Below are 25,297 nucleotides of genomic sequence, written 5' to 3'. Positions count from 1 at the left end.
GCCGGAAGCACGCGGCAAGCGGCTAAGGAACGGGGATCACGACGCGGATGACACAGCCCGGCCGGTGCTCGGGCGTGACGACGGCGATGCTGCCGTCGTGGAGGTCGACCACCCAGCGCGCGATCGCGAGCCCGAGGCCGGTGCCGCCGCCGCCCGCCCGCTCACCGCGGGTGAATCGCTCGAACACGCTGTCCCGCTCCCCCGGCGGGATGCCGGGGCCTTCGTCCTCGACCTCGATGACGACGTCGGCCTCGCGGGCCTCCGCCCGCACCCGGACCTCTCCCCCGGCCGGGCCGTGCCGGACGGCGTTGTCGAGCAGGTTGACCACGACCTGGTAGAGCCGGCCTCGATCGGCGACGGCCGTCGCGCCCGGCGGCTGGACGTCGACGGTGAACCGCGCTCCGCGACCCGTGGTCCCCGCTTCGGCGGCGACCTCCTCCAGCAGCAGTTCGAGATCGAACTCCTCCAGTTGCAGGGGGAAAGCACCCGCGTCGATTCGTGAGAGATCCAGGAGTTCCGAGACCAGCCTGCCGAGTCGCTCGGTCTGCTGCAACGCGGTCTTCAACGTCGCCGGATCGGGTTTGGCGACGCCGTCGACGAGGTTCTCCAGCACTCCGTTCAGCGCGGTGATCGGCGTGCGGAGTTCGTGGGAGACGTTCGCGATCAGCTCGCGGCGGCGCTGATCCGAGGCGTCGAGGTCGGCGGCCATCTGGTTGAAGGCGTGCGACAGCTCCCCGACCTCGTCGCGGGCGGTCGCCCGGACCCGCCGGGTGTAGTCGCCCTTGGCCATCGCGCGGGCGGCGGCGGTCATCTCGCGCAGCGGCCTGGTCATCCCGTGCGCCAGGATCTGCGAGGTCACCACGGCGAGCACCATCGCGGCGATCGTGGTCCGCGGCGGCAGCCAGCCGATCTGCCAGTTGAAGAAGGCGAACGCGATACCGCCCGAGGACACCAGCAGGATCGCGAGCTTGAGCTTGATGGACCGGACCGGGTCGAGCGGTCTCGGGAGCGCGTCGACGACGCGGCCGAGCAACGGGCGCAGCTTCACGATCCCACCTCCAGGGCGTAGCCGACGCCGTGCACGGTGCGGATCAGGTCCGCGCCCAGTTTGCGGCGCAGCGCCTTGATGTGACTGTCGACCGCGCGGGTGCCCGACCCGGTGCCCGCGACGTCCCAGTCCCAGACCTCGCTGAGCAGGCGTTCCCTCGGCTGCACCGCCCTCGGGCGTTTCGCGAAGTGGACGAGGAGGTCGAACTCGATCGGCGTCAGCTGGGCCTGCTTGCCCGCGCGCGTGACCCGCCGCTGGTCGACGTCGATTTCGAGGTCACCGAGCACGATCTTCGTGCCGGTGTCGCTCACGTCGGTCCTGGTCGACCGTTCGACCCGGCGCAGCAGCGCGTGCACTCGCGCCGAGAGCACCCGCATGGAGAACGGTTTGGTGAGGTAGTCGTCGGCGCCGACGCCGAGGCCGATCAGCATGTCCGTCTCGTCCGACCGGGCGGTCAGCATCAGCACGGGGACCGGGCGGCGGGCCTGGATCCGGCGGCAGACCTCCAGCCCGTCGAACCCCGGCAGCATCACGTCGAGCACCACCAGGTCCGGCTCGCGTTCGGCGTCGGTCTCGACGCCGGACGGGCCGTCGTGCGCCAGGTCCACGGTGAATCCCTCGGCCCGCAGCCGCGCGGCGATGCTCTCCGCGATGGTCACGTCGTCCTCGACGACCAGCACCCGGCGTCCTCCCAGTTCCATGGGGATGACTGTAAGCACCGGCCGTGGAGACCATCCGGGTGAGCTGTGGAGATCCTGTGGAGATGTTTCGGCCGGTTTGCCGGGATCGCGAACGACACGCGCGGCACAGGACTTGGCGGGACGGAGGCCGCGGGTACACAGCTACGTCCGCGTGTGTGACGCAGGTCATGCACCAGGAGCCTTCGAATGCAATCGACAGTCTGCGCTCCGACGCCCTCAACAGTGAACAGTCTGCCAGTCCCACCCGCGCGGCGCGGGCGAGCACGATTCCGCAATGGAGCCGACGGCACGCGGTACGCAGCACGTGCATCCTGATGGCCGGGTGGAACTCGGCGAGGTCGAGTCCTTGAAGGACAGCCGCTTCTACAACGAAGAACTCGCCCCGGTCCCGGTCGAAAAGCGGACCTGGACCACCTACACCTACTTCGCGCTGTGGATGGGCATGGCGCACAACATCCCGTCCTACGCGCTCGCGGCGTCGCTGATCGCGCTCGGGATGAACTGGGTACAGGCACTGCTCACGATCACCATCGGCAACCTGATCGTGCTGATCCCGATGCTGCTCAACAGCCACGCCGGGACGAAGTACGGCATCCCGTTCCCGGTGTTCGCCCGCGCCTTCTTCGGGATGCGCGGCGCGAATCTGGCGGCGTTGCTGCGGGCGTTCATCGCGTGCGGCTGGTTCGGCATCCAGACCTGGGTCGGCGGCGAGGCGATCTACATCATCGTCGGGCGGCTGGCCGGATCCGGCTGGAAGGACTCCACCGTCGTCCTCGGCCAGCACTGGACGCTGTGGCTTTCGTTCGGGGTGTTCTGGGTGATCCAGATGCTCATCATCTGGCGCGGGATGGAGGCGGTCCGGAAATTCGAGAACTGGACGGCGCCGCTGGTCTCGGTCGGCTTCCTGATCCTCCTGGCCTACGTGCTCGTCAAGGCGGGCGGGCTCGGGCCGATCCTGGCCGAGCCCGGGAAACTCGGCTGGGGGCCGGACTTCTGGAAGGTGTTCGCCCCGGCGCTGATGGCGATGATCGCGTTCTGGTCGACGCTGTCGCTGAACATGCCGGACTTCACCCGGTTCGGCGGCAGCCAGGGCAAACAGGTCCGCGGCCAGATCCTCGGCCTGCCGACGACGATGACGTTCATCGCGATCGTCGCCATCCTGACCACGTCCGGCGGCAGCGTCCTCTACGGCGAGCAGATCTGGGACCCGGCGAAACTGGCCGACCGGTTCGACTCCCCGGTCGTCGTGGTGGTCGCGCTGATCGCGCTGGTGCTGGCGACCGTGTCGGCGAACCTCGCGGCGAACGTGGTCAGCCCGTCCTACGACTTCTCCAACGCGTTCCCGAAGAAGATCACCTTCGCCGTCGGCGGGTTGATCACCGGCGTCATCGGCATCCTCATCCAGCCGTGGCGGCTCTACTCCGATCCGAACATCTACATCTTCGCGTGGCTCGGTTTCTACGGCGGCCTGCTCGGTGCGGTCGCCGGGGTGCTGGTCGCCGGCTACTGGGTGGTCAACCGCACCAAGCTGCACCTGCGGGATCTCTACACCGAACGCGGCGTCTACTGGTTCAACGGCGGCTGGAACTGGCGGGCGCTCGTCGCGACGCTGGTCGGCGCCGTGCTGGCGGTCGGCGGCGCGTACGGCGGGCCGTTCCCCGCCGACGGGCTGATCCCGCTCCTGAAACCGCTCTACGACTACAACTGGGTCGTCGGCCTGGCGGGCGCATTCGTCGTCTACCTGCTGCTGTCCCTGCCCGAACGCAACCGCACCACCCAAACAGAGGAGGATGCAAGTGAGCGACGTGGTCCGAGCCGGATTGATCCAGCAGCGGTGGACAGGTGACAAGGAGTCCATGATCGCGAACGCGGTCGATGCCATCGGCAAGGCCGCTTCGCAGGGCGCGCAGGTCGTCTGCCTGCAGGAGTTGTTCTACGGCCCGTACTTCTGCCAGGTGCAGGACACCGACTACTACTCCTACACCGAAGGCATCCCCGACGGGCCGACGACGAAGCTCATGCAGGAGGTCGCCGAACGCCACGGCGTCGTGCTGGTCGTCCCGATGTACGAGGTCGAGCAACCCGGCGTGTACTACAACACCGCCGCGGTGATCGACGCCGACGGCACCTACCTCGGCAAGCACCGCAAGAACCACATCCCTCAGGTGAAGGGCTTCTGGGAGAAGTTCTACTTCCGTCCCGGGAACATGGGCTACCCGGTGTTCGACACCGCCGTCGGCCGCATCGGCGTCTACATCTGTTACGAGCGGCACTTCCCGGAGGGCTGGCGCGCGCTGGGCCTGGCGGGCGCGAAGATCGTGTTCAACCCGTCGGCGACCAGCCGCGGGCTCTCGGAGTACCTGTGGCGGCTGGAGCAGCCGGCGGCCGCCGTCGCGAACGAGTACTACGTCGGCACGATCAACCGCGTCGGCGTGGAACCCTTGGGCGACAACGACTTCTACGGCCAGTCGTATTTCGCGGACCCGCGCGGCCAGCTCGTCGGCGAAGCCGCGTCCGACACCGAGGAGGAGATCGTCGTCCGCGACCTCGACATGGGCAAGCTCGCCGAGGTACGGGATCTGTGGGCCTTCTACCGAGACCGCCGTCCCGACAGCTACGGACCCCTCGCGGAGGCGTGATGACCACCCTCATCAGCGGCGGGCAGGTGCTGTCCACGATGGGCGCTTCGGCGGCGGACGTGCTCGTCGACGGCGAGACGATCTCGGCCGTCGGCGCCCCCGGCACGCTCGGACCCGCCGACGAGACCATCGACGCCACCGGGAAGTACGTGCTGCCCGGCGGGATCGACGCGCACACCCATATGGAGATGCCGTTCGGCGGGACGCATTCCGTCGACACCTTCGGCACCGGGACGACGGCGGCGGCGTGGGGCGGGACGACCACGATCATCGACTTCGCCGTCCAGGCCAAGGGCACCTCCCTGCTGTCCACTATGGACAAATGGCACGAGAAGGCCGACGGCAACTGCGCCATCGACTACGGCTTCCACATGATCGTCTCCGACGTCAACGATTCGTCGTTGAAGGAGATGCGGGCCTGCGTCGACGGCGGGGTCGGCAGTTTCAAGATGTTCATGGCGTATCCCGGCGTCTTCTACTCCACGGACGGCGAGATCCTGCTGGCCATGCAGAAGGCGCGCGAGATCGGCGCGACGATCATGATGCACGCGGAGAACGGCATCGCGATCGACCAGCTGGCGGCGCAGGCGTTCGCCGCCGGGAGGATCGACCCGGTGCAGCACGGGCTCACCCGGCCGCCGGAGCTGGAGGGCGAGGCGACCTCGCGCGCGATCCGGCTGGCCGAGGTGACCGGGGCGCCGCTGTACATCGTGCATCTCTCGGCGTCGCAGGCGCTGGCGGCGGTCGCGGAAGCGCGTAACGACGGGCAGAACGTCTTCGCGGAGACGTGTCCGCAGTATCTCTATCTGTCCATTGAGGACCTGGCGAAACCGGATTTCGAGGGTTCGAAGTACGTCGCCTCTCCCCCGCTGCGTGAGAAGTCGCATCAAGCGGATCTGTGGCGGGGCCTGCGCACCAACGACCTCTCGGTGGTGTCCACGGATCATTGTCCCTTCTGTTTCAAGGACCAGAAGGAACTCGGCCGCGGCGACTTCCGCGCGATCCCCAACGGGATCCCCGGCGTCGAACACCGGATGGACCTGCTGCACCAAGGTGTCGTGGCGGGCGAGCTCACCCTCGGCCGCTGGGTCGAGACCTGCTCGACCACCCCGGCGCGGATGTTCGGGCTGTACCCGCGCAAGGGCGTCATCGCGGCGGGTTCGGACGCGGACATCGTCGTCTACGACCCGGCGGCGAAGCAGACCCTCTCGGTCGAGACACACCACATGAACGTGGACTACTCGGCCTACGAAGGGATGGAGATCACCGGCAAGGTCGAGACGGTGCTGTCCCGCGGCCGCGTGGTCGTGTCTCCGTCCGGTTTCTCGGGCAGTACGACGCACGGGAAATTCCTCTCGCGCGCTCTGAACCAGTACCTGAACTGAGGCGGTGGCCGTGGACTTCGGAATTGTTCTCCAGACCGATCCGCCCGCACGCGACCTGGTGCGGCTGATGAAGGCCGCCGAGGACCAGGGGTTCCGCTACGGCTGGACGTTCGACTCGTGCGTGCTGTGGCAGGAACCGTTCGTCATCTACTCGCAGATCCTCGCGGCGACGTCGTCGATGATCGTGGGCCCGATGGTGACCAGCCCGGCCACCCGGGACTGGTCGGTGATGGCGTCGACCTTCGCCACGCTCAACGACATGTACGGCAACCGGACCGTCTGCGGCATCGGCCGCGGCGACTCGGCGCACCGCGTGGTCGGCATGCCACCGTCCACTTTGGCCACCGTGCGCGACTGCATGCACGTGGTCAAGGAGCTGGCCGAGGGACGCGAAGTCCTGTTGCGGGACAAGCCGGTGCAGATCCCCTGGATCCGCAACGGCAGGCTCGAGATGTGGATGGCGGGATACGGGCCGAAGGCGCTGAAGACGGTCGGCGAGCACGCCGACGGCTTCATCCTCCAGTGCGCCGATCCCGCGATCGCCCGGTGGACCATCGGTTCGGTCCGTGAGGCGGCGCGCGCGGCGGGGCGGGATCCGGCTGGGATCACGATCTGTCTCGCGGCCCCGGCGTACGTCGGCGACGATCTGGCGCATCAGCGGGAGCAGTTGCGCTGGTTCGGCGGGATGGTCGGCAACCACGTCGCGGATCTCGTGGCGCGGTACGGCGATTCCGGGCCGGTGCCGCACGAACTGACCGACTACATCCGTGAGCGGCAGGGCTACGACTACTCGCACCACGGGCGGGCGGGCAATCCGTCGACCGATTTCGTCCCGGACGAGATCGTGGACCGGTTCTGCCTGCTCGGGCCGTCTTCGGCGCACGTCGAACGGCTGGATGAGCTGGCTTCGCTCGGTGTCGACCAGTTTTCGCTGTACCTGATGCACGACCAGCGCGAAGAAACCCTCAAACGCTACGGCTCGGAGGTCATCAACCGCTGACGCCCGCATTTCGTCCTCTGAATGCGTTTTACCGCATTCAGAGGACGAAATGCGTGGGGGATCAGCCGGTGAACCAGGTGGCGACGGCCTCACGCAGGCCTTCGGCGTCGTCCCCCGCCCAGGCGACGTAGCCGTCCGGGCGGATCAGGAGGACGTCGGCGGGCCGATCCTCGGCCTTCGCGATGCGGACGTCCGCGAACCCCTGTGCGAGTTCGCGGAGTTCCGGTCGTCCGGCGAGGTCGAGCAGGACCGGCCGCGCCGGACGCAGCAACTCGGCGACGCTGGTCGTGCCCTCGTCGGTCTCCAGCGCGAGATCCGGGACGAACCTGCCGGCGAGCGCGTGCCCGGAACCCGGTGTCGGGTAACGCGTGTCGGTCCCGGCGACGTGGGAGGCCAGCCGTCGCGCCGCCTGCTCGTCGTCCAGCAGTTCCTGGAAGACCGCGCGTAGCGCTTCGGCGGCTTCGTCGTGCCCGCGCCGCAACGCGACCTGAGCCCGGGACTGCAGGAGCGCACGCGCACCGGCGGCGTGCCGTTCCGCGTGATAGGTGTCCAGCAGTCCTTCCGGCGCCCGGCCCTGAAGCTCCGCGGCCAGTTTCCAGGCCAGGTTGACCGAGTCGGACATGCCGACGTTGATCGCCGTGCCGGTCGAAGGCAGCAGGTGGGCCGCGTCGCCCGCCAGCAGGATCCGCCCTTCGCGGTAGCGCTCCGCCTGGCGGGCGGAGAACTGGTAGCGCGAGAGCCGGACCGGATCGCCCAGCGGGATGTCGCCGCCGAGCACGCGGCGGATGCTGTCCCCGAGTTCGGCGAGCGTCATCGGCACGTCGTCGTCGACCTCGCCGGGATCGTCCTCCGTGGTCTGGATGAACAGGATCCCCGGCGTCAGCGAGCCGAGCGCGAACACACCCGCGTCGGTACGGGTGAAGCCCGCCTTGATCCGGCCGAGTTCCGGCGTCTCGATGTCACCGTTCTCGTGGACGGTCAGCCCGTCGGGGATCTCGACCTGCCCGATCCGGTTGACCTCGGGATAGGTGGTGCCGGGGAAACCGATCCCGGCCATCGACCGGACGGGGCTGCGCCCGCCGTCACAGCCCACCAGGTACGGGGCGGTGACCTCGTACGCCCCGTCCGGGCCGCGCACCTCGGCGGTCACCGTGTCGTCGTCCTGGCGCAGCCCGAGGACTTCGTGCCCGCGACGCACTTCCGCGCCGAGCTCGATGGCGTGCTCCTCCAGCAGCCGCTCCAGCGACTGCTGACGAACCGAAAGCGCCTTCAGCGGCGGCTCCTCGAACCGGGTGAGGTCCACGTGCACCCCACCGAACGGGAAGCGATGCGGCGGGACGGGGTCGGTGACGAGCCCCCGCACCCGGTCCAGCAGGCCGCGATAATGCAGCAGGTCCAGGATCTGCCCGCTGAGGCCATGGGCCTTCGGAGTCTTCCCCTGTTCCGGCCGCCGCTCCAGGACCAGCGGGCGCGCACCGGCCAGCCGCAGTTCGGCGGCCAGCATCAGACCGGTCGGGCCGGCACCCACGATGATCACGTCGACGTCCGTCAAATCTTCACTCCTGTTCGGCCTGTTCTTGCTACGGCCGAGGATTCTGCGGCACGACCGGGGTCTTGCCGCAAGCCCCCCGGTGCGCTATATGTTGAACATGGAGGGGCGTACCCCACCATTTTTCCGGGTACGAGCACCAGGGATCGCGCGCCCGCGAGGCGAGACGCTGGCCGGGTGACCAGAATCCGCGTCCTCACTGTGTTCACTCTCACCGCCCTCGCCGCCGTCACGATCGCGCCCGCGGTCTCGGCCGCGCCGAAGGGGCTCGCCTGGGGTCCCTGCCCGTCCGGCTCTCCACCGGGGTACGACTGCGCCGAGATCGAGGTCCCGCTGTCCTATCAGGACCCGGGTGGACCTCGGATCACGATCGCGCTCGGCCGTCTGCCGGCGACGGACCGGAAGCACAAACGCGGCACCCTCTTCACCAACCCCGGCGGCCCCGGGAACCCCGGCCGCTTCAGCAAGTTCCAGACCCCGTCCCTGCACCGGCAGTTCGACATCGTCGGCTTCGACCCGCGCGGCATCGGCGCCAGCACACCGGTGCGCTGCTTCACCGGCGAGGCGGAAACCGAGCCGCTCAAGAGAATCCTGGGCAACTTCCCGATCACCGCGGAACAGGAGACCCGGCACTTCGCCGACGTCCGCGAGGTCGCCGCGTCGTGCGGCCGCAACGCCGGGCCGCTGCTGGGTCACCTGTCGACCGCGAACGTCGCCAGGGACCTCGACAGACTGCGCGAAGCCGTCGGCGAACCCCGCCTGCGCTACTACGGGCTTTCCTACGGCACCTACCTCGGCGAGGTGTACGCCAACCTGTTCCCGCATCGCGTCGGGGCGTTGGCGCTGGACGCGGTCAACGATCCGATCGCCTGGTCGACCGGACACCGCCCGGAGGACGCGAACGTCCCGTTCAGCACCAGGCTCGGCGGTTTCCGGGACGCGGACCGCGCGCTCCAGGCGTTCCTCGACGCGTGCGCGGCCGACGTCCGATGCGCGTTCCGCGAGCCGGGGACGGATTTGCGAGCCAAGTACAACGCGCTCCTCGACCGGCTGGCGGCTTCACCGGGGCCGGTCACCTATCAGGAGGTCATCCGGCGTACCCACAGCGCGCTGACCGACGAGGCCCGCTCCCCCGCGCTGGCGGAATTCCTTCAATCCGCGACGAAACCCGTCGCGGCTAAGGCCATCGCGACGCCTTTCGACTCCGCGATGGGTGGGGGCGGGACGATCTGCGCGGACACCACGAACCCGCGTGACCCGGCCGCCTGGCCCCGCGCGGCCCGCGTATCCGACCGGGAGAGCCGTGGTTTCGGTTCCTACGACGCGTATCTCTCCCTGCCGTGCGCCTTCTGGCCCGCCTCCGACCCGGCGCGGTACACGGGACCGTGGAACCGGCCGACCGCGCCGATCCTGTTGCTGGCCAACGGCAAGGGCGATCCCGAAACGCCGTACGCGGGGGCGAAGCGCACCGAACGCATCCTCGGCAACGCGCGGCTCCTGACGCTGGACGCCTGGGGACACGGCGCCGCGAACCGCAGCGCCTGTGTCGACGCGGCTCTCGACGCCTATCTGTCCCACGGACGCCTTCCGGCGCGCGGCACCGTCTGTGCCCCAGATCACGCGCCGTTCGATGCCAGGTAGGCCCGCGCGGTGCCCTCGCCGGTGAGCCAACCGGCGTAGCCGACGGGGTCGGAGAAGATGTTCGCGAACCGGCGCGCCACCTCGGGCGCCGTCCGCGCGGCTTCCAGGGTGGCCGGCACGTGATCCGGCGGCGAAGCGAGCAGATCGTTGCTCAGCCGGGTCGCGTGCTGTGCCACCACGATCCGGCGTGTGGCTCCCCCTCAGTCGACCAAGGCTTGGTACACCAGGTTCCTCAATTCGACGCGGATCGGGTAGGTGGAAGAGGGCAGCAACTGGGTGAAGAACAGGACCGTGACGTCCTCGTCCGGGTCGACCCAGAACGCGGTGCTCGCCGCGCCGCCCCAGGCGAATTCCCCTGCGCTGGCGAGGGTCTTGGCCTTCACCGGGTCGTCGAGCACGGAGAAGCCCAGCCCGAAGCCGAAACCGTCGTACGGTGCCTCGGAGAACCCGGTCCGCCCGCAGGTCTCCAGGTCGACGCCACCGGGCAGGTGATTGGTCGCCATGAGCCGCACCGTGCGCGGGCCGAGCAGCCGGACGCCGTCGAGTTCGCCGCCGCGCACCAGCATCTGCGCGAAACGGTGGAAGTCACCCGCCGTGGAGACCAGCCCTCCGCCACCCGAGAAGCACGAAGGCTTCACGCGGCCGACGTTGCCCAGCTCGTCGTGGCGGAACGGCTCCTTGGTGGCGGGATGCGGCACGTAGAGCGCGGCCAGCCGGTCGAGATCGCCGTCGGCGACCTGGAATCCCGTCTCGTGCATGCCGAGCGGGGTGAAGATCCGCTCGGCGAAGAAGACGTCGAGCGACTGACCGGAGACGACCTCGATCAGCCTGCCGAGGATGTCCGTCGCGACCGAGTAGTTCCATTCCGAACCCGGCTCGAACAGCAACGGCAGCCGCGCGATCGCCTCGGACACGCCCGCCAGATCGAGCCCCGGCGCGGTGCCGAAGTCGAAGCCGGCGTCGCGGTAGGCCGCGTCGACCGGATGCGTGCGGTGGAATCCGTAGGTGAGCCCGGCGGTGTGGGTGAGCAGATGCCAGAGGCGGATCGGTTCGGTGGCGGGCACGGTCGCCTGCTTCACCGAGGAGCCGCCGGCGAAGACCCGCGGTTCCGCGAACTCCGGCAGCCAGCGGGAGATCGGGTCCTTGAGGTCGATGAGGCCGTCTTCGACGAGCATCATCGCGGCGACGGAGGTGACCGGCTTGGTCATCGAGTAGACGCGCCAGATCGTGTCGGTCTCGACCGGCTGCTCGGCTTCGATGTCGCGCAGCCCGTTCGACGCGAGATGCGCGACCTTCCCGTTCCTGGTCACCACGGCCAGATACCCGGGGAGCCGGTTGCGCTCCAGGTACCCGTCGAAGTGCTTGTCGATCCGGCGCAGCCGCTCCGCGTCGAAACCCACCTCGGCCGGGTCGACGTCCACTTTCAGCTCGATCATGCGACCGAGGCTACGCGTTCCGCTCGGCCTGTTTCTCCAGTCGCCACGCCTCGTCGGTCTTCCCGATCCGCCAGTATCCGGAGATCGACAGCAGGTCGCGCCGCATGCCCCGGTCGTCCAGCAGATGACGCCGCAGGTCCCGGACGAAGCCTGCCTCACCGTGGACGAACGCCTGCACGACACCTTCGCGCCAGTCGAGCGCGCGGACGGCGGCCGCGAGGTCGTCGCCCCGGCTCCGGTGCAGCCAGGTGATCCGCGCGTCGCCCTTGGTGGTCAGCGACTGCTCTTCGGCCGCGTCCTCCACCAGGATGAACGCGTGCACGGGAACACCCGCCGGCATCGCCTCGAGCGACGCGGCGATCGCCGGCAGGGCGCTCTCGTCACCGGCGAGCAGATGCCAGTCGGCCTCCTCGCCCGGTGCGTACGCTCCGCCGGGGCCGGAAATGAGCAGTTCGTCGCCGGGTTTCGCGGCGGCGGCCCACGGCCCGGCGACGCCCTCGTCACCGTGGTGGACGAAGTCGAGCACCAGCTCGCCGAGGTTCGCGTCGAAGGCCCGGACGGTGTACGAGCGCATCCGCGGCCACTGCTCGCGCGGCAGCTCTTCGCGGACGCGGGCCAGGTCGAACGGTTCGGGATAGGTGACGCCGGGCACCGGGAAGTGCACCTTGACGTAGGCGTCGGTGAATTCGTTTGGCCGGAACGAGGCGATCTCTTCGCCCCCGGCGACGATCCGGACCATATGCGGGGTGATCCGCTCGGTGCGCAGCACCCGCAGCCTGGTCGCCGACACCGCTCTCCGCGCCTCGGCCATGCACACTCCCTTTCCTTGGTTAGGTGAACCTAACCGAGCGTACGCCTCTCGCCGCCCAGCCGGGCCAGGTCTCCCAGGATCCGATCGAAGCCCTCCCCGACCCGGTCGGCGAATCCGATGAAGAATCGGTTCGCCAGGGGAACCGCCCACCGGCTCCAGGTAGCGACGTTGTACACCCGATAGGTCACCCGGGCACCGGCCGGATCCTCCTCCACGAGGTACTCACCGCGATACCACCAGCCACCCTGCTGGGCGAGGAAATGGCGCTCGGCATCCAGCTCGAAGCCGGGGTTGTCCGGCCGTGCCCGCAAAGTCTCCGCGATCCGGGCGAAGACCTCGGCGGCCGGCGCGCGGACCACGCCGGACACCTCGACCAGGAGCTTCACGAAGCCCTCGCGGCCGGATCGCTCACCCGGGTGTTCTGGAACGACGCGACGCGCCAGCCGCCGGGCTCCTCCACGAGCACATACGTCAGCGTCGACTCGCGGCCCGGCTCGGGCTTCCCGCCCGACAGGGACGATCCGCCGCCGGACACGACGATCGCGACGTCCGGCCGGACGAACCGCACCTTGGGCTCGCCGCCGCCCGCCACCAGCTTCGATCCCTTGAGCGGTCCCTCGAACAGCGACCGATGCGCGCTTTCGATCATCGCGCGCCCTGGCATGTTCATCCCGAAGAAGGTCACGTAGTCGGCGTCTTCGGTGAAGAGCGACGCGTACGCGGCCGCGTCGCCGTCGTTCCACGCGTCGGCCAGTTTGCCCAGCACGGCGAGTACTTCGGTCTGCCGTTCGGTCATGATTCCTCCAGTGGACGAACACTGTTCGTTTGACGAACACCGTTCTACAGGCGAACGGTGTTCGCGTCAAGTAGAGTTCCCGGCGAACCCCGGACCAGGAGGCGAACGAAGTGAGCAGGCCCCGGCGTCGCGCCGAGAAACCCGTGCTGTCCCAGGAGCTCGTGGTCAAGACGGCACTGGACCTCCTCGCCGCCGAGGGGCTGGAGGCGGTGAGCATGCGGCGCGTGGCCCAGGCGCTGGAGACCGGCCCGGCGTCGCTCTACGCCCACGTCGCGAACAAGGAAGAGCTCCACGAGCTGATGGTCGACCACGTCCTCGCCTTCGGCCCGTTCCCGGAGCCCGATCCGGAACGCTGGGTCGAGCAGGCGAAGGACCTGCTGCGCGACAACGTGCGCGCGCTGACGTCGGTCCCCGGGATCGCCAAGATCGCGTGGGCCATCCCCGTCCCGGTCGGCGCGAACGCCCTGCAGCAGGCCGAAGCGATGCTCGCGGTGCTGCGCGCGGGCGGTCTCGACCTCAAGCGGGCCTTGTTCGCCGCCGACGCGTTATGGCTCTACGCCAAGGCTTTCGCCTACGAAGGCGCCGGCTGGCAACACGGCGACATCGATCCGGCCGAACAGGAGGAACGCGGCAAGCGGATGGTCGAGTACATGACGTCGTTCCCGCCCGGCGCCTTCCCGAACCTGCTGGCTTCGGGCGAGTACTTCACCGCGGAGACCGCGCGGGAACGCTTCGAGTTCGCCATCGATCTCTTCTTACGCGGCCTGGCCTCGGCCCCGGCGTGTCGTCCGTCTGATCACGCGTGACGGCCGGGTCACCTCAGAGCAGCGCCACCGCGGCGGCGTACTGCGGCACCAGATGCGCCCCCAGGGAAGCCTTCATCTCCGACATCTTCTTCCCGAACACCACCCGCGACCGCCCGGTTTCCACCGCCCAGCGCACCGTTTCGCCGTAGAAGTGGAAGTACAGATCGGGCCGCCCGCCGAGTTCCGGTGGCAGCGCCGCCCAGTGCCGGGCGATCGGCAGTGCCGGGTGGTCGAGCAGGGTCGCGACGGCGATCGCCCGGCCCGTGGCCGTCTCGCGGTACTCGATGACGTGCACGTCCGGTTGCCGCAGCAGCGCGCCCACGTAGCCCACGAACGCCGGAAGCGGCACGATCGGTACATCGTGATGTTTGGATTCGTTGTGCCGCAACAGTTCCGCGATCTCGACCGGATCGGCCTCGGTGCCGGGCCGCACGCGCACGCCGATCGACGGGTCGGCATCGAAGGTCCGGAAGATCTTGCGCAGGTTCTGCTTGCGTTTCCTGGCCAGCGAGTGCATCCAGTCGTCCCGGCCCGAGAACGGCGTGACGTCGAGGACGGCGACGTCCTCGGTCCGGCGCACCATCTTCAGCCTGCCGCGGACACTGTCCACTCCGGACTCGCCGACCTGCCGGACCAGCAGGGCCCGCAGGCCGAAACCGAGTTCCGCGCGCATGGCCGGGACGAACGCGTCCAGCAGCATGCCGACGCCGCCGTCCTCGTCCGCGCCGTCGAACCACCAGCCCGGCATAGCTCCCGACCCGGGCGAGCGGACGTCGAGCCCGCCGAGCCGCCCTCGCCCCACCGGGCGGGCGAACCGGTGCCGCCGCGTGAGCCCGGTGACCCAGGCGGAGCTGACCACGCCCCGCGGTTCCCCGTCTTCGAGCAGGACCGTGACCGGTTGCTCGGTGCGCGCCGCCCACGCCTGGGTGGTGAGCACCTCCCAGCTCCAGTCCGCGCGCAGGCCCGCCTTGGTCCGCAACGCTTTCCAGTACGGGGGCTCCGGATCGCGGCGGGGGTCCAGCACTTCGATCACCATCGCGTCACCGGTCTCGGCACGATGACCCCGAGCAGCGGCACCGGCTGGAAGCCGAGCGTCGCCTTGAGCTCGGTCAGCCCCCGGCCCATCGACAGGGACTTGCGGTTGCCTTCGATCATGTGGTGCACATTCCGGACGACGGCCTCGAAGTAGAGGTGCTTCGGCCGTCCCTCTTCCGGAGCCAGCGCGGCCCAATGCTGGTGCAGCGGCGCGACGGGATGGTCGAGCACGTTGGTGAACGCGAGCAGCCTGCCCTCGCCGTCGTGGTAGGTCGAGGTGATCACGTCCGGCCTGCGCACGAGTTCGCCGAGGTACTCGGCGGTGACCGGACCGCGCCGGTCGAACTTCACCGGTCCCATCCGCTCGCGGTGCTCCCGCAGCATGGTGGCCAGCTCCAGCGCGTCGAGGTCGGTGCGGCCGGCCTCGGTGCGGACGATCACGTCCGGGTCGGCGGAGATTTTCTTCGACTGGCTGCGCAAACTCAGCCGCCTGCTCCGGCGCAGGGACGCCAGCCATCCGTCGACGTCGACGAACCGGTTCTCCAGCACCGACGTCGGCATCGTGTCGCGCACGGGCCTGCCCCGCCCGGTCAGCATGTCGAGCGACTCCGGCTCGACGGTCCGGTAGAGGACGCCCAGGCACCCCGGCCCGGTGAAGCGGCACACGGCGCGCTCGAACCGGCGCATGATCTCCCGCCGGTCGGCGGCGTCGGCACCGTCGGCGAACAGCCACGGCGGGTATCCGGAAAGCCACGCGTGCTGCACCTCGACCCAGCGCGGGCCGAGCCGCGCCACGCCGCGCACGGCACCGGGACGGTCCGGCGAGACCGGGGCACACAGCATCGCCAGTACCGCGGCGACGATCTCGCCTCCGTCGGTGATCACGGTGAGCACGTTCGGGCTGCGGGAAAACCGCGACTCCACCCGCAGCAACTGGTAATCCCACGGAACCGGCGCCTGCTGCGCGACGAGGAATCCCGCCCAGCCCTCGGGTTCCGGATCGGTCCGCGGGTCGAGCACCCGCACTTCCCAGGTCATCGGCCCAGCACCGGTCTCGGCACGGCGACCGACACCAGGGACCTGGTACCGAAGCCGAGCGCGGTCTTGTTCTCCAGCATCGCCCGGCCGGCGGTCAGTTCGGGGCGCCGGTGCGTGATCATGTGCTCCACTCCCCTGGCGTAGAAGTCGACATAGAGTCCTTTCCGCCCGCCGCCCGCGCTCGGCAGCGCGGCCCACTGGTGCAGCGCGCAGCCGTCGTCGGCGTCGAACACCGTGCCGAATCCCAGCAGGCGCCCGGATCCGTCGCGGTAAGTACGGGTGACGACGTCCGGACGGCGGACGAGCGCGTCCAGATAGGACGGTGCGATCGGGCTTCGGGTGTCCATGTGCAACCCGCCGAACCGCGACCGCTGGCCACCTGCCCAGGCGCGGTCGTCCTGCCTGGACCGGTGGGCGTTCAGCAGCACGGCGAGTTCGTGGCAGTCCAGGTCCCGGCGGGCCGTCGCCGCCTCGGTGCGCAGGTCCCCGTCTTCACGCAGGTCGTGCAGCGTCTTCCGGATCTCGTCGTCGAGCGACCGTTCCCATTCGTCCACAGTGGAGTACTCGTTGGTCAGCACGGCGGCCGGGTCGATCTCGCGGGACATCCGGCCGCGGCCGTCCAGCGCCGGAAGGAGTTCCGGATTCATGGCGCGATAGATCAAGCCCAGCAGTCCCGGCCCGAGGTGGGCGCACAGTGCCCGTTCGAACCGGCGGACCACTTCCCGCCGTTCGGTCTCGTCCAGCCGCTCGTCGAGCACCCCGGCGGGATACCCGCTGAGCTGCCAGAGGTAGGCCTCCGCCCAGCGCGGCCGGAACCGTCCACCCCGGACGGTCAGCGGCGCGAAGTCACCAGCCCGCCAGCTCCGGCACACCATCACGGTGAACGCGCCGACGATCGTCCCGTTCCGGCGGAGCACCGCGAGCACCGCGGGGTTCTTCGCCATCCAGGCTTCCCGGCGCAGGACGTCGTACTCCCACACCGGCCACATCCGCGCCCGCCGCAGGAAACCACGCCAGCCTTCGGGTTCGGCCGCGCTTCTCGGATCGAGCACCTCGACCTCGAACATGGTGCTCCGTGCCGCCACCTTCGTCGTCGCCATCACGTGAGCACGACCGGTGTCCCGTGTCGCGGGCACGGCGCGATCTCACCACGGACGCCGCCCGCCGGGAGCACGTCCACGAAGCGCGGGGACTCCTGACGCAGCAACGTGAACGCGAGACCGCCGGTCGTCGGCCGGGCGTAGACGCGGGTCCAGTCGAGATGCCAGCGACCGCATTCATCGATCGCGCCGAGGTAGCCCAGCGCCGGATCGTGGAGCACCCCGTACGGGCCGGAGTCCATTGTGTCCAGTTCTCGTCGCGGTACGGATTCGACCCGGTACGCACGGTCCTCGGGCAGCGCCGCCGCGAACACGGCGAGTTGTTTGTCGTCACCGATCGCGAGCACGCGGCGACCGCGGCGTAGCTCGGCCGACAGTTCCGCCAGGACACTTGGCGCCGGCACGTCGGGATCCACCACGCAGCAGCGAACTCCGCGCGGCAGGTCCACCGGCGCCCGCACCTCGTCCCCGCCGAGCACGACGACCAGTGCGTCCCCGGTCACCGAACGTGCCTTGCGCAGCACGGGACCCAGCCCTCGACTCGGGTCGATCCGTTGTGTGCCACCGGCGAGCGGTACCAGGTCGACGATCTTGTGCACCGCCTCGGCCAGCGGCGCCGCGCCGGAATCCGTTCCGGTGCGACCCGGCACCAGCACGGGATCCGTTCTGCCGTCGAGCGCCCAGCGCTCCCGGTAGAACGGCACCGTCGCGAAGGCCGACCGCACGGACCGCCGGTAGGCGGCACGCCAGGCGGCACTCACCCCCACTGTCCACATGGCGCGCAAGCTTGCGTCATCGATGCCGGTTTGGGAATACCCCGCGCCAGGTTCATCCGGTTTTCGCCCGACTTCCCATCTTTTCGACTGAGCTGAAAGGACGAACTTTCGGTATGTGCTGGCGGGAACAAAGCGAGTCTGCCTATAACACGGGAACTTTCGAACCGGCACGACCTGCCGGCACCTGGGGCAAGGGGACTCATGAACCGTGAAATCACGACGAGTGACGTTACGAACACGATAGCGCACTCACCGCGGGGATTCGCCAGATGAGCTGGTCGATACCCGGACCCACGCGGAGTGGACTCACCGTAGTCGTCCCGTGCTTCAACGAAGTCGACAACGTCGAGCCCTCCTACCGGGAGATCGTCGCCGAGTTGGGAAATCTTCCCCTGGAACTGCTCTATGTGGACGATGGGAGCACCGACGGGACGCTGGACGTCGTCCGGGCGCTCGCGCACACCGACCCCCGGGTGCGGTACGTGTCCTTCACCAGGAACTTCGGCTTCGAGGCGGCCTTTTCCGCCGGCTATCGGTACGCGGGAAAACCGTGGCTTCTGCACATCGACGCCGACCAGCAGTTCCCAGCCTCCGAAGCGGGGAAATTGATCAACGCGGCCGAGGAAGGCCACGACGCCGTTTTCGGTGTCCGCACCAATAGGCAAGATCCCTTACTAAGACGCTGGGGAACCGCCGCCTTCCATTTCCTCGGCCGGCGCGTGCTGCGCATCGAGATCCCGCCCGGCGCGACGGCGTTCCGCTTGGTGCGTACGGAACTCGCGCGCAAGATCGTCGATCTCCGCCTGGGCACCCCGTACTTCCTCGCCACCGTGCCGAGGCTGACCAGCCGCTACACCACGGTCCAGGTGGCACACCGGGCCCGTGAACGCGGTGAGTCCAAAGTGGGCTTCGGTTTCCTTTCCTCGCACGCCATCGAGTTGTTCGTCGGCTTCACCCGGCGGCTGACGACAGTGGCTTCGAGCACGGCGATGCTGACCGCCGGGATCTCGGTACTCGCCGGGGTCGCGGCCGCCACCGGGCTGCTCGGCTTGACCGCCGCGTCGGCGCTGACGTTCGTCCTGTTCTCCGTGCTGCTCACGGTGCTCGCGCTGACCGTCCGCTACCTGGTCGTGGTCGGCGCGGGACAGCCGCGGCCACGGCAGTTCTACATCAGGGAAGCCAACTTCCCGGTCGACGAGGACGACCGGCTCTACGCCTCGGCCATGGCCGAGATCCATCCTGGGGAAAGGCAAGCGGGAGTGAAGAAAACCGAAGACACGACGGCCGCACGAAGCCTGGTGATCCTGGGCGGCGCCGACGGTTCGGTCAGCACGTACCACCGGGCGCGGGAACTCGGGTTCCGCACCATCTGCGTGGACGTCCGTGCGAGCGCGCCCGCCGTGGCGCTGGCCGACGAGTTCGTCCAGGTCAGCGTCCGCGCGCCGGAGCAGATCGCGGCGGCGCTGGAGGGACGGGACGACATCGCCGGGGTGCTCTGTCCCGCCAGCGACGTCGGGCTGCCCGCGCTCGCCTGGCTCACCCGGCACTGGGGCCTGCCGGACCCACTGCCCGAGGCCGCCGTCGCCGCTTCCGTCGACAAGTCGGTCTTCCGGGATCTCTGTGACCGGCTGCGCCTGCCGACCTACCGCAGTGTCGGCGGGAAACCGGGCCCGGATCTCGCGCTCGCCGCGCAGCAGCTGCGGTTTCCCACGCTGGTGAAGCCGGTCGACTCCTCCGGGAGCCGCGGTGTCGTCTCGTGCGCGAGCCCCGGCGGCCTGACCACCGCTTTTTCCGACTCGCTCGCGTTCTCGCCGTCGGGCAAGCTCGTCGTCGAGGAACACCTCGACGGCTCGCACTACACGATCGAAGCGCTCGTGGTCGACGGCCGGATCGTGTTCCACGCGGTCACCCGCCGGACGCTGACCCCGCCGCCGTTCTTCGTGACGGCGTCCCATCTTCTGCCCGCCGGGCTGCCGCCGGTGGTGGACCGCGCGCTGCCGGTGATGCTGGCCGCGCTGTGCGGGGAACTCGGTTACCGCACCGGACCGCTCACGCTCGACGCGGTATTGGGCCGCGACGGGAAGTTCTACCTGATCGAGATGGGCGCCCGGATGGGCGGGAACGGCCTCGCCGAGGCGATCGAGCACAGCACCGGCGTCGACCTGATCGCCGCGGGGATCGCCGCCGCGACCGGCGGCGAGGTCGTGCTCTCGCCGCGCGACCCGCGGCCGACGCTCATCCACATCCTCGCCTCCGACCGCGGGGGCCGGATCGTGCGCATCGAAGGCGTCGACGAGGTCCGGGCCATGCCCGCGGTCCACAACCTGGAACTGTTCGCGGAGCAGGACTCCTACGTCAAACCGTACGAGCAGGCCGGCTACAAGATGGGATACGCGGTGCTTTCGGCGTCGACGGTGTCCGACGTGCTCGCGGCGGAGGACGAGTTGCGCGGCACGCTGAAGTTCCTGCTCGACGAGCAGGGGATGGCGGTACCGCTCCCTTGACCGGAACCTCGCTCACCGGTGCCGGCACCGCGTCGATCGCGGCGCCGAAGCCGTCGATGGTGCTCCGGCTGCTCGCCGGGCGCGGTGTCTTCCGGCTGGCCATCCAGGCGATGGGCCTGGTGCTGATCACCGCGTGGGGTGCGCACGACTACGGCCGGTTCGCCACCGCGCTCGGGCTGATGACCTGGCTCAACTTCGTGCCGTCCGCGGCGGAGAAGTCGGCGTTGAAATGCCTGCCCAGGCTGCGGATGACCCGGGACGCGGTCGCGGCGCTGGCCGTCCGCGTCGCCGTCGTCCCGGTCCTGATGATCCTGGCGGCGATGGCGGTCGCGCTGATCGTCGCGCCGGACTCTGACGCCGCGCTGTACCTGACGGCCGCGGGCTGGTCGATCTCCGGCGGCCTGCTGATGACGGTCTCCGGCCTGCACCGCTTCACCGGGAAGTCCACTTTGGACGCTCTGGCGTTCACCGCGGGCGCGCTCGTGGTCGGCGCCGTGACCGTGGGCACCTGGTTCGTCCGCTGGCCGCCCTTGACGCACCTCGGCCTGCTGCTCGGCGGGATCCTGCTCATCCTCGGCTTCTCCGCGGCTCTGCTGCCGAGGAAGTGGCTACGGGTCCACCGGATCGAGGGACATCGGCTCCTGCCCGCGTTCGGCCGGACCACCGTGCTGCTCGGGATGACCGAGGTGCTGGACGTCCTCGCGACGTCGACGGTGTTCGGGGTGCTGGCGTTGGCGGGCCGGACCGTCGACAGTGGACCGTTCTACGTCGCCTTGCTGGCCGGCAGCGCGTTCTGCTCGCTGTTGTTCTACCAGCTCCGGGTGCACCAGCCGGCGATTTCGGCGCGGCTGCGCGGAAGCGGGGCGGCGGCGGGCCGGGCTCGCGCGGTCGGACTGCTGAAGGTGGTCGAGCGAGGCTCGCTCTCGTTCCTCCTCCTCGTGGGCATCGCCCTCGTGATCCCGGCGGCCCGCGCGGTGCTGACCGCTGAAGACACCGTCGGCACGTACGTGGTCCTCGGTGTCTTCGTCCTGGTCGAGACGGTCTTGTTCGCTGTCCAGCTCTACGCGGGTTTCCTGATCGAGAACACCAACAGCAAGGTCCTCACGCTCACCGCGTCGGCGTCGATCGCCGGTCTGGTCGCCACCCCGCTGGCCGCCGTCGCACTCGTCCCGGCGATGGGGCCGGTCGGCGGGTTCGCCGCCCTCGTCTTCGCGATCGGCGCGCGGGCGATCGTCCTCCGGCGGCTGCTGCGCCGCCACCACCCCGAACTCTGAACGTCGCACTGGAGAAGGAAATGTACGTACTGGGAATCAGCAGGGTCCACGACTCGGCGGCCGCGCTCGTGCGCGACGGCGAGATCATCGCATTCGCCGAAGAAGAACGTTTCACCCGGAAGAAGCACGACGGGGACTTCCCCGCCGAGGCGATCAAGTTCTGCCTGGAGCGCGGCGGGATCACCCTCGCCGACGTCGACCATGTCGCCTACTACTGGCAGCGCTGGCGCGAAGGCATCCACGCGGCGAAGGTGTTCGCGAAGTACTTCCCGGCGACGCTGGAGGTCTTCCGCAACCAGAACGGTGACGAGGGCGGCTCCTCGGCGGGAATGGTCGAGACGTTCAAGACCGGTGGCGGCAAAGGCGTCGACGACTACCACGTCGGCGGCGCGGTGCTCGCGCACATCAAGCGATCCTTCACCCTCGAACGCGACGTGAAGGAGGCCGTCGGCTGGACCGGCCCGGCGAAGTTCAAGACGCATCTGGTCGACCACCACAAGGCGCACGCCGCCAGTGGGTACTTCATCTCGCCGTGGGAAGAGTCGGCGGTGCTCACCTTCGACGGGATCGGCAGCGACGGCACCGCGACCTATCTGGGCCACGGCAAGGGAAACCGGATCATCGACATCCGGCGGATCAAGTTCCCGCACTCGCTCGGCGCGATGTACGCCGGCGTCACCGGCTACCTCGGCTTCTACCCCACCCGTGACGAAGGCAAGATCATGGGCCTGGCGCCGCTGGGCAACGACACCTACGTCGACGCGTTCAAGCAGCTGATCCACCTCGACGACGACGGCGGCTACGAGCTCGACCTGAGCTTCTTCGGCCACCACCGCACCGGCAAGCACGTGATGTCGAAGAAGTTCACGGACCTGTTCGGCCCGGCGCGGCCCAAGACCCGCGTCACCGCGGAGAACCCGGTGCCGCAGCACTACTGCGACGTCGCCTACGCGTTGCAGGTCACCCTGGAGGAAGCCGGGCTGCACATCGCGCGCTGGCTGCAGCGGGAGACCGGATCGCGGCGGCTGTGCGTCGCGGGCGGTGTCGCGCTGAACAGCGTGATGAACGGACGGATCCTGCTGGAGACACCGTTCGAGGACTTCTTCGCCCAGCCCGCCGCCGCCGACGACGGCTGCGCACTCGGTTCGGCGCTGGAGGTGTCGGTCGGCAAGTACGGCAAGCCGCGTCCCCGCGACGGCTACACCTACACCGGCCCCGACTACACCGAGGCGGAGATGGAACTGGCGCTGCAGGACGCCGGGGTCCGCTACACCAAGGTCGACGACATCGCCGCGCACACGGCGAAGAAGATCTCCGAGGGCAAGATCATCGGCTGGGTACAGGGACGGATGGAGTGCGGGCCGCGAGCGCTCGGCAACCGTTCGCTGGTGGCCGACCCGCGCGACCCCGATTCGAAGACGCGGATGAACGAGAAGGTCAAGCACCGCGAGGCCTTCCGGCCGTTCGCGCCGTCGTGCCTGGCGGAACGCGCGGGCGACTGGTTCGTCAGCGACTACCCGTCACCGGTCATGCTGCTGGTGTTCGACGTCCTGCCGGACAAACGCGACGAGGTCCCGGCCATCACCCACGTCGACGGCACCGCCCGCGTGCAGACGGTGACCGAAGCGGACAACCCGCTGTACTACCGGATGATCAGCGAGTTCGAGAAGCTCACCGGCGTGCCGATGGTGGTCAACACCTCGTTCAACGACAACAACGAACCGATCGTCGCCAGCCCGGCCGACGCGGTGGCCTGCTACCTGAAGACCGACGTCGACGCCCTCGCCCTCGGGCCGTTCTGGGCAGAGAAGGACGACCTGTGACCGCGACATTGCCCGACACCGACGGCTGGGTTCCCGCGCTCTACCGGCGGCGGAAATGGCTGTGGCTGGTGCCCGCCGTCCCGGCCGTGGTGACCACGCTGCTGATCATGGTGATCCTGCCGCCGGACCAGACGCTGGACAACGTCGTCGACTGGGCGTTCAAGCTGTGCCCGTTCGTGTTCGCGGTCGCCACGGTGGCGCTCTTCCCGCGGACCAAATGGGGTCCGGCGCTGATCGTGCTCGCGGTGTTCGTCTACATGTCCTATTTGGACACCGAGCTGATCATGCGGATCCAGGCGTTCGCCAGGAACGCGGCCACCGACGAGAACGCCTTCCAGCCGGTGTACCAGTTCGAACTGTTCATCGTGACGTTCATCGTCCTGTTCGGGCTGATGGCGTACCGGCTGGGCGGCGGCCGGACGGCGAACGTGCTCAAGACCGGGGTCGCGGCGATCCTCGTGGTGATCTCGGGCGCGAACGACCTGACGTTCTGGGCGCTCAACGACGTCTGGGCGGCGGGTACGAAACCGACCGAGCTGAAGTGGGCGTCGCATATGATCGTGTTCCTCGGCGGGCCGCCGAGCGTTCCGGTCGCGGTGATGTTCATGCTGGTGCACCTGGTGCTGGCGGCGATCGTGGTCGCGCTGCCGGTCGGCCGGTGGGTGGACCGGGCATTGGGACTCAGGTGAGCCGGCGCACCAGACCGTCGGCCAGCAACCGCCCGCGATCGGTCAGCACCGCACGGCCCTGACCGTCCAAAGCGGACTGATCCAGCAACCCCTCGGCGGCGGCGGCGCGGGCTTCGGCCCGGCCGTCGTCGTCGAGGGCGTCGAGCGGAAGCCCTTCGGAGAGCCGGAGTTCCAGCATCACGCGTTCCAGATGCCGGTCTTCACCGGTCAGCAGTTCGCGGCCCGCGGCCGGTGACTCCCCGGCCGCCAGGGACGCGGCGTAGCGGGCCGGGTGCTTGACGTTCCACCACCGGACCCCGCCGACGTGGCTGTGCGCGCCGGGCCCGGCGCCCCACCAGTCGCCGCCGCGCCAGTAGCCGATGTTGTGCCGGCAGCGGGCTTCCTCCGAGGTCGCCCAGTTGGACACCTCGTACCAGCGCAGCCCCGCCGACGCGAGGACGCGGTCGATCATCTCGTAGTCGGCGGCCAGCACGTCGTCGTCGGGCGCGGGCAGTTCGCCGCGGCGGATGCGGCGGGCGAGCGCGGTGCCCTCTTCCACGATCAGCGCGTACGCCGAGACGTGGTCGACCCCGGCGGCCAGCACCGCGTCCAGCGAAGCTTGGAGGTCTTCGGTCCGCTCCCCCGGCGTGCCGTAGATGACGTCGAGGTTGACGTGCTCGAACCCCGCGGCGCGGGCCTCCTCGGCGGCCGCGACCGGACGGCCGGCGGTGTGCACGCGGTCGAGGATCTTCAGCACGTGCTGTGCGGCCGACTGCATCCCGAGCGAGATCCGGTTGAACCCGGCGTCGCGGATCCCCGCGAAGAACTCGGGCGAGGTGGACTCGGGGTTGGACTCGGTCGTCACCTCGGCGTCCGGCGCGAGCCCGAATGTGTCCCGGACGGCGTCGAGAACGCTTCGAAGCCCGTCGGCGCCGAGCAGGGACGGGGTTCCGCCGCCGACGAAGACGGTGTCGACCGCGGGCGGCTTCCCCAGCACGCGCGCGGCCAGGTCGAACTCGCGCTTGAGGCCTTCGAGCCAGGACTGCGGCGACGAACCGCTGTCCAGCTCGCCGGCGGTGTAGGTGTTGAAGTCGCAGTAGCCGCAGCGGGTCGCGCAGAAGGGGACGTGCACGTAGACACCGAACGGTCGCGTGCCGAGCCCTTCCAGCGCGCTCTCGGGGAGCGCGGACTCGACGGGCGTGGTGGTTTCGGGCAGCAACGCGGGCACACCCCAGTGTCCCCCACCCCGCGAAGGCCTCCTTCCCGG

The 25,297-nt window shown here is 69.3% G+C and carries 23 protein-coding genes and 1 pseudogene; 11 read left to right on the top strand and 13 right to left on the bottom strand.

Annotation, left to right across the window (positions count from 1 at the left end; translation table 11 throughout):
• Positions 1-22: 22 nt before the first annotated feature.
• Positions 23-1,048 carry a HAMP domain-containing sensor histidine kinase gene (locus ACZ3HL_RS02430; protein WP_465416281.1) on the bottom strand — a complete coding sequence of 342 codons (1,026 nt, stop codon included), beginning with the start codon at positions 1,046-1,048 and terminating at the stop codon, positions 23-25.
• Positions 1,045-1,728 carry a response regulator transcription factor gene (locus ACZ3HL_RS02425; protein WP_465529091.1) on the bottom strand — a complete coding sequence of 228 codons (684 nt, stop codon included), beginning with the start codon at positions 1,726-1,728 and terminating at the stop codon, positions 1,045-1,047. Before ACZ3HL_RS02425 ends, ACZ3HL_RS02430 begins: the two co-directional genes overlap by 4 nt.
• A gap of 295 nt (positions 1,729-2,023) precedes the next feature.
• On the opposite strand from ACZ3HL_RS02425, the gene ACZ3HL_RS02420 reads away from it, so the two are divergent.
• Genes ACZ3HL_RS02420 through ACZ3HL_RS02405 form a run of 4 tightly spaced genes read left to right on the top strand, consistent with a single transcriptional unit; the run spans position 2,024 to position 6,773 of the window.
• Complete coding sequence (locus ACZ3HL_RS02420; protein WP_465528301.1) at positions 2,024-3,595, top strand: NCS1 family nucleobase:cation symporter-1; 1,572 nt, start codon at positions 2,024-2,026, stop codon at positions 3,593-3,595.
• Complete coding sequence (locus ACZ3HL_RS02415) at positions 3,546-4,388, top strand: nitrilase-related carbon-nitrogen hydrolase (protein ID WP_073846488.1); 843 nt, start codon at positions 3,546-3,548, stop codon at positions 4,386-4,388. Before ACZ3HL_RS02420 ends, ACZ3HL_RS02415 begins: the two co-directional genes overlap by 50 nt.
• Positions 4,388-5,773, top strand: coding sequence for a dihydropyrimidinase (gene hydA / locus ACZ3HL_RS02410; protein WP_465528300.1), 1,386 nt, complete (start codon positions 4,388-4,390; stop codon positions 5,771-5,773). The genes ACZ3HL_RS02415 and hydA overlap by 1 nt, the downstream gene beginning before the upstream one ends.
• A gap of 10 nt (positions 5,774-5,783) precedes the next feature.
• Positions 5,784-6,773, top strand: coding sequence for a TIGR03842 family LLM class F420-dependent oxidoreductase (locus tag ACZ3HL_RS02405; protein WP_465416288.1), 990 nt, complete (start codon positions 5,784-5,786; stop codon positions 6,771-6,773).
• A 61-nt stretch (positions 6,774-6,834) separates the two neighbouring features.
• Here ACZ3HL_RS02405 and ACZ3HL_RS02400 read toward each other — a convergent pair whose 3' ends face one another.
• A complete protein-coding gene (locus ACZ3HL_RS02400) occupies positions 6,835-8,325 on the bottom strand; it encodes an FAD-dependent monooxygenase (RefSeq protein WP_465528298.1) in 1,491 nt (496 codons plus the stop codon).
• A 174-nt stretch (positions 8,326-8,499) separates the two neighbouring features.
• On the opposite strand from ACZ3HL_RS02400, the gene ACZ3HL_RS02395 reads away from it, so the two are divergent.
• Complete coding sequence (locus ACZ3HL_RS02395) at positions 8,500-9,963, top strand: alpha/beta hydrolase (protein WP_465528296.1); 1,464 nt, start codon at positions 8,500-8,502, stop codon at positions 9,961-9,963.
• On the opposite strand, the gene ACZ3HL_RS02390 is transcribed toward ACZ3HL_RS02395, so the two are convergent.
• The 5 genes from ACZ3HL_RS02390 to ACZ3HL_RS02370 are packed head-to-tail and all read right to left on the bottom strand — an operon-like array spanning position 9,939 to position 13,006.
• Positions 9,939-10,142: a hypothetical protein gene (locus ACZ3HL_RS02390; RefSeq protein WP_465528294.1), complete on the bottom strand. Its 204-nt coding sequence runs from the start codon at positions 10,140-10,142 to the stop codon at positions 9,939-9,941. The two genes, ACZ3HL_RS02395 and ACZ3HL_RS02390, sit on opposite strands and share 25 nt — an antisense overlap.
• Before the next feature lie 21 nt (positions 10,143-10,163).
• Positions 10,164-11,399 (bottom strand): serine hydrolase domain-containing protein, encoded by a 1,236-nt coding sequence (locus tag ACZ3HL_RS02385; RefSeq protein WP_465528292.1) that lies wholly within the window; start codon positions 11,397-11,399, stop codon positions 10,164-10,166.
• 10 nt (positions 11,400-11,409) lie between these two features.
• Positions 11,410-12,210 carry a siderophore-interacting protein gene (locus tag ACZ3HL_RS02380; protein ID WP_465528290.1) on the bottom strand — a complete coding sequence of 267 codons (801 nt, stop codon included), beginning with the start codon at positions 12,208-12,210 and terminating at the stop codon, positions 11,410-11,412.
• A gap of 29 nt (positions 12,211-12,239) precedes the next feature.
• Complete coding sequence (locus tag ACZ3HL_RS02375; protein ID WP_465528288.1) at positions 12,240-12,596, bottom strand: hypothetical protein; 357 nt, start codon at positions 12,594-12,596, stop codon at positions 12,240-12,242.
• Positions 12,593-13,006 carry an SgcJ/EcaC family oxidoreductase gene (locus ACZ3HL_RS02370; RefSeq protein WP_465416298.1) on the bottom strand — a complete coding sequence of 138 codons (414 nt, stop codon included), beginning with the start codon at positions 13,004-13,006 and terminating at the stop codon, positions 12,593-12,595. The genes ACZ3HL_RS02375 and ACZ3HL_RS02370 overlap by 4 nt, the downstream gene beginning before the upstream one ends.
• A gap of 110 nt (positions 13,007-13,116) precedes the next feature.
• Here ACZ3HL_RS02370 and ACZ3HL_RS02365 point away from each other — a divergent pair, with 110 nt between their 5' ends.
• Positions 13,117-13,812, top strand: coding sequence for a TetR/AcrR family transcriptional regulator (locus ACZ3HL_RS02365; protein WP_465528286.1), 696 nt, complete (start codon positions 13,117-13,119; stop codon positions 13,810-13,812).
• 13 nt (positions 13,813-13,825) lie between these two features.
• Here the strand turns inward: ACZ3HL_RS02365 and ACZ3HL_RS02360 are convergent, their stop codons facing one another.
• From ACZ3HL_RS02360 to ACZ3HL_RS02345, 4 genes are read right to left on the bottom strand one after another with little or no spacing between them, the layout of a single operon-like run.
• A complete protein-coding gene (locus ACZ3HL_RS02360) occupies positions 13,826-14,848 on the bottom strand; it encodes a GNAT family N-acetyltransferase (protein ID WP_465528284.1) in 1,023 nt (340 codons plus the stop codon).
• A complete protein-coding gene (locus tag ACZ3HL_RS02355) occupies positions 14,842-15,885 on the bottom strand; it encodes a GNAT family N-acetyltransferase (RefSeq protein WP_465528282.1) in 1,044 nt (347 codons plus the stop codon). The genes ACZ3HL_RS02360 and ACZ3HL_RS02355 overlap by 7 nt, the downstream gene beginning before the upstream one ends.
• Positions 15,882-16,985, bottom strand: coding sequence for a hypothetical protein (locus tag ACZ3HL_RS02350; RefSeq protein WP_465528280.1), 1,104 nt, complete (start codon positions 16,983-16,985; stop codon positions 15,882-15,884). The genes ACZ3HL_RS02355 and ACZ3HL_RS02350 overlap by 4 nt, the downstream gene beginning before the upstream one ends.
• Positions 16,985-17,710: a hypothetical protein gene (locus ACZ3HL_RS02345; RefSeq protein WP_465529089.1), complete on the bottom strand. Its 726-nt coding sequence runs from the start codon at positions 17,708-17,710 to the stop codon at positions 16,985-16,987. Before ACZ3HL_RS02345 ends, ACZ3HL_RS02350 begins: the two co-directional genes overlap by 1 nt.
• Positions 17,711-18,030: 320 nt before the next feature.
• Here ACZ3HL_RS02345 and ACZ3HL_RS02340 point away from each other — a divergent pair.
• From ACZ3HL_RS02340 to ACZ3HL_RS02320, 5 genes and pseudogenes are all read left to right on the top strand, one after another.
• Positions 18,031-18,981, top strand: a pseudogene (locus ACZ3HL_RS02340) (glycosyltransferase family 2 protein); the annotation flags it as partial.
• 3 nt (positions 18,982-18,984) lie between these two features.
• Positions 18,985-20,265, top strand: a complete 1,281-nt coding sequence (locus tag ACZ3HL_RS02335; protein ID WP_465529087.1) for an ATP-grasp domain-containing protein — start codon at positions 18,985-18,987, stop codon at positions 20,263-20,265.
• Positions 20,262-21,539 (top strand): hypothetical protein, encoded by a 1,278-nt coding sequence (locus ACZ3HL_RS02330; RefSeq protein ID WP_465528278.1) that lies wholly within the window; start codon positions 20,262-20,264, stop codon positions 21,537-21,539. Before ACZ3HL_RS02335 ends, ACZ3HL_RS02330 begins: the two co-directional genes overlap by 4 nt.
• 20 nt (positions 21,540-21,559) lie before the next feature.
• Positions 21,560-23,362: a carbamoyltransferase family protein gene (locus ACZ3HL_RS02325; protein ID WP_465416311.1), complete on the top strand. Its 1,803-nt coding sequence runs from the start codon at positions 21,560-21,562 to the stop codon at positions 23,360-23,362.
• Positions 23,359-24,051 carry a hypothetical protein gene (locus ACZ3HL_RS02320; RefSeq protein ID WP_465528276.1) on the top strand — a complete coding sequence of 231 codons (693 nt, stop codon included), beginning with the start codon at positions 23,359-23,361 and terminating at the stop codon, positions 24,049-24,051. Before ACZ3HL_RS02325 ends, ACZ3HL_RS02320 begins: the two co-directional genes overlap by 4 nt.
• On the opposite strand, the gene hemW is transcribed toward ACZ3HL_RS02320, so the two are convergent.
• Positions 24,044-25,258, bottom strand: a complete 1,215-nt coding sequence (gene hemW / locus ACZ3HL_RS02315; protein WP_465528274.1) for a radical SAM family heme chaperone HemW — start codon at positions 25,256-25,258, stop codon at positions 24,044-24,046. The two genes, ACZ3HL_RS02320 and hemW, sit on opposite strands and share 8 nt — an antisense overlap.
• Between the last annotated feature and the right edge of the window lie 39 nt (positions 25,259-25,297).

It is taken from the genome of Amycolatopsis sp. NPDC000009 (assembly GCF_055563465.1).
This window is presented reverse-complemented; position numbering and strand designations above follow the sequence as displayed.

What these genes read in the sequence shown, in the direction of transcription:
- ACZ3HL_RS02355 (WP_465528282.1), bottom strand. Translation starts at nt 15,885, where the DNA reads ATGACCTGGGAAGTGCGGGTGCTCGACCCGCGGACCGATCCGGAACCC.
- ACZ3HL_RS02350 (WP_465528280.1), bottom strand. Translation starts at nt 16,985, where the DNA reads ATGGCGACGACGAAGGTGGCGGCACGGAGCACCATGTTCGAGGTCGAG.
- ACZ3HL_RS02360 (WP_465528284.1), bottom strand. Translation starts at nt 14,848, where the DNA reads ATGGTGATCGAAGTGCTGGACCCCCGCCGCGATCCGGAGCCCCCGTAC.
- ACZ3HL_RS02370 (WP_465416298.1), bottom strand. Translation starts at nt 13,006, where the DNA reads ATGACCGAACGGCAGACCGAAGTACTCGCCGTGCTGGGCAAACTGGCC.
- ACZ3HL_RS02325 (WP_465416311.1), top strand. Translation starts at nt 21,560, where the DNA reads ATGTACGTACTGGGAATCAGCAGGGTCCACGACTCGGCGGCCGCGCTC.
- ACZ3HL_RS02380 (WP_465528290.1), bottom strand. Translation starts at nt 12,210, where the DNA reads ATGGCCGAGGCGCGGAGAGCGGTGTCGGCGACCAGGCTGCGGGTGCTG.
- ACZ3HL_RS02335 (WP_465529087.1), top strand. Translation starts at nt 18,985, where the DNA reads ATGGCCGAGATCCATCCTGGGGAAAGGCAAGCGGGAGTGAAGAAAACC.
- hydA (WP_465528300.1), top strand. Translation starts at nt 4,388, where the DNA reads ATGACCACCCTCATCAGCGGCGGGCAGGTGCTGTCCACGATGGGCGCT.
- ACZ3HL_RS02420 (WP_465528301.1), top strand. Translation starts at nt 2,024, where the DNA reads ATGGAGCCGACGGCACGCGGTACGCAGCACGTGCATCCTGATGGCCGG.
- ACZ3HL_RS02385 (WP_465528292.1), bottom strand. Translation starts at nt 11,399, where the DNA reads ATGATCGAGCTGAAAGTGGACGTCGACCCGGCCGAGGTGGGTTTCGAC.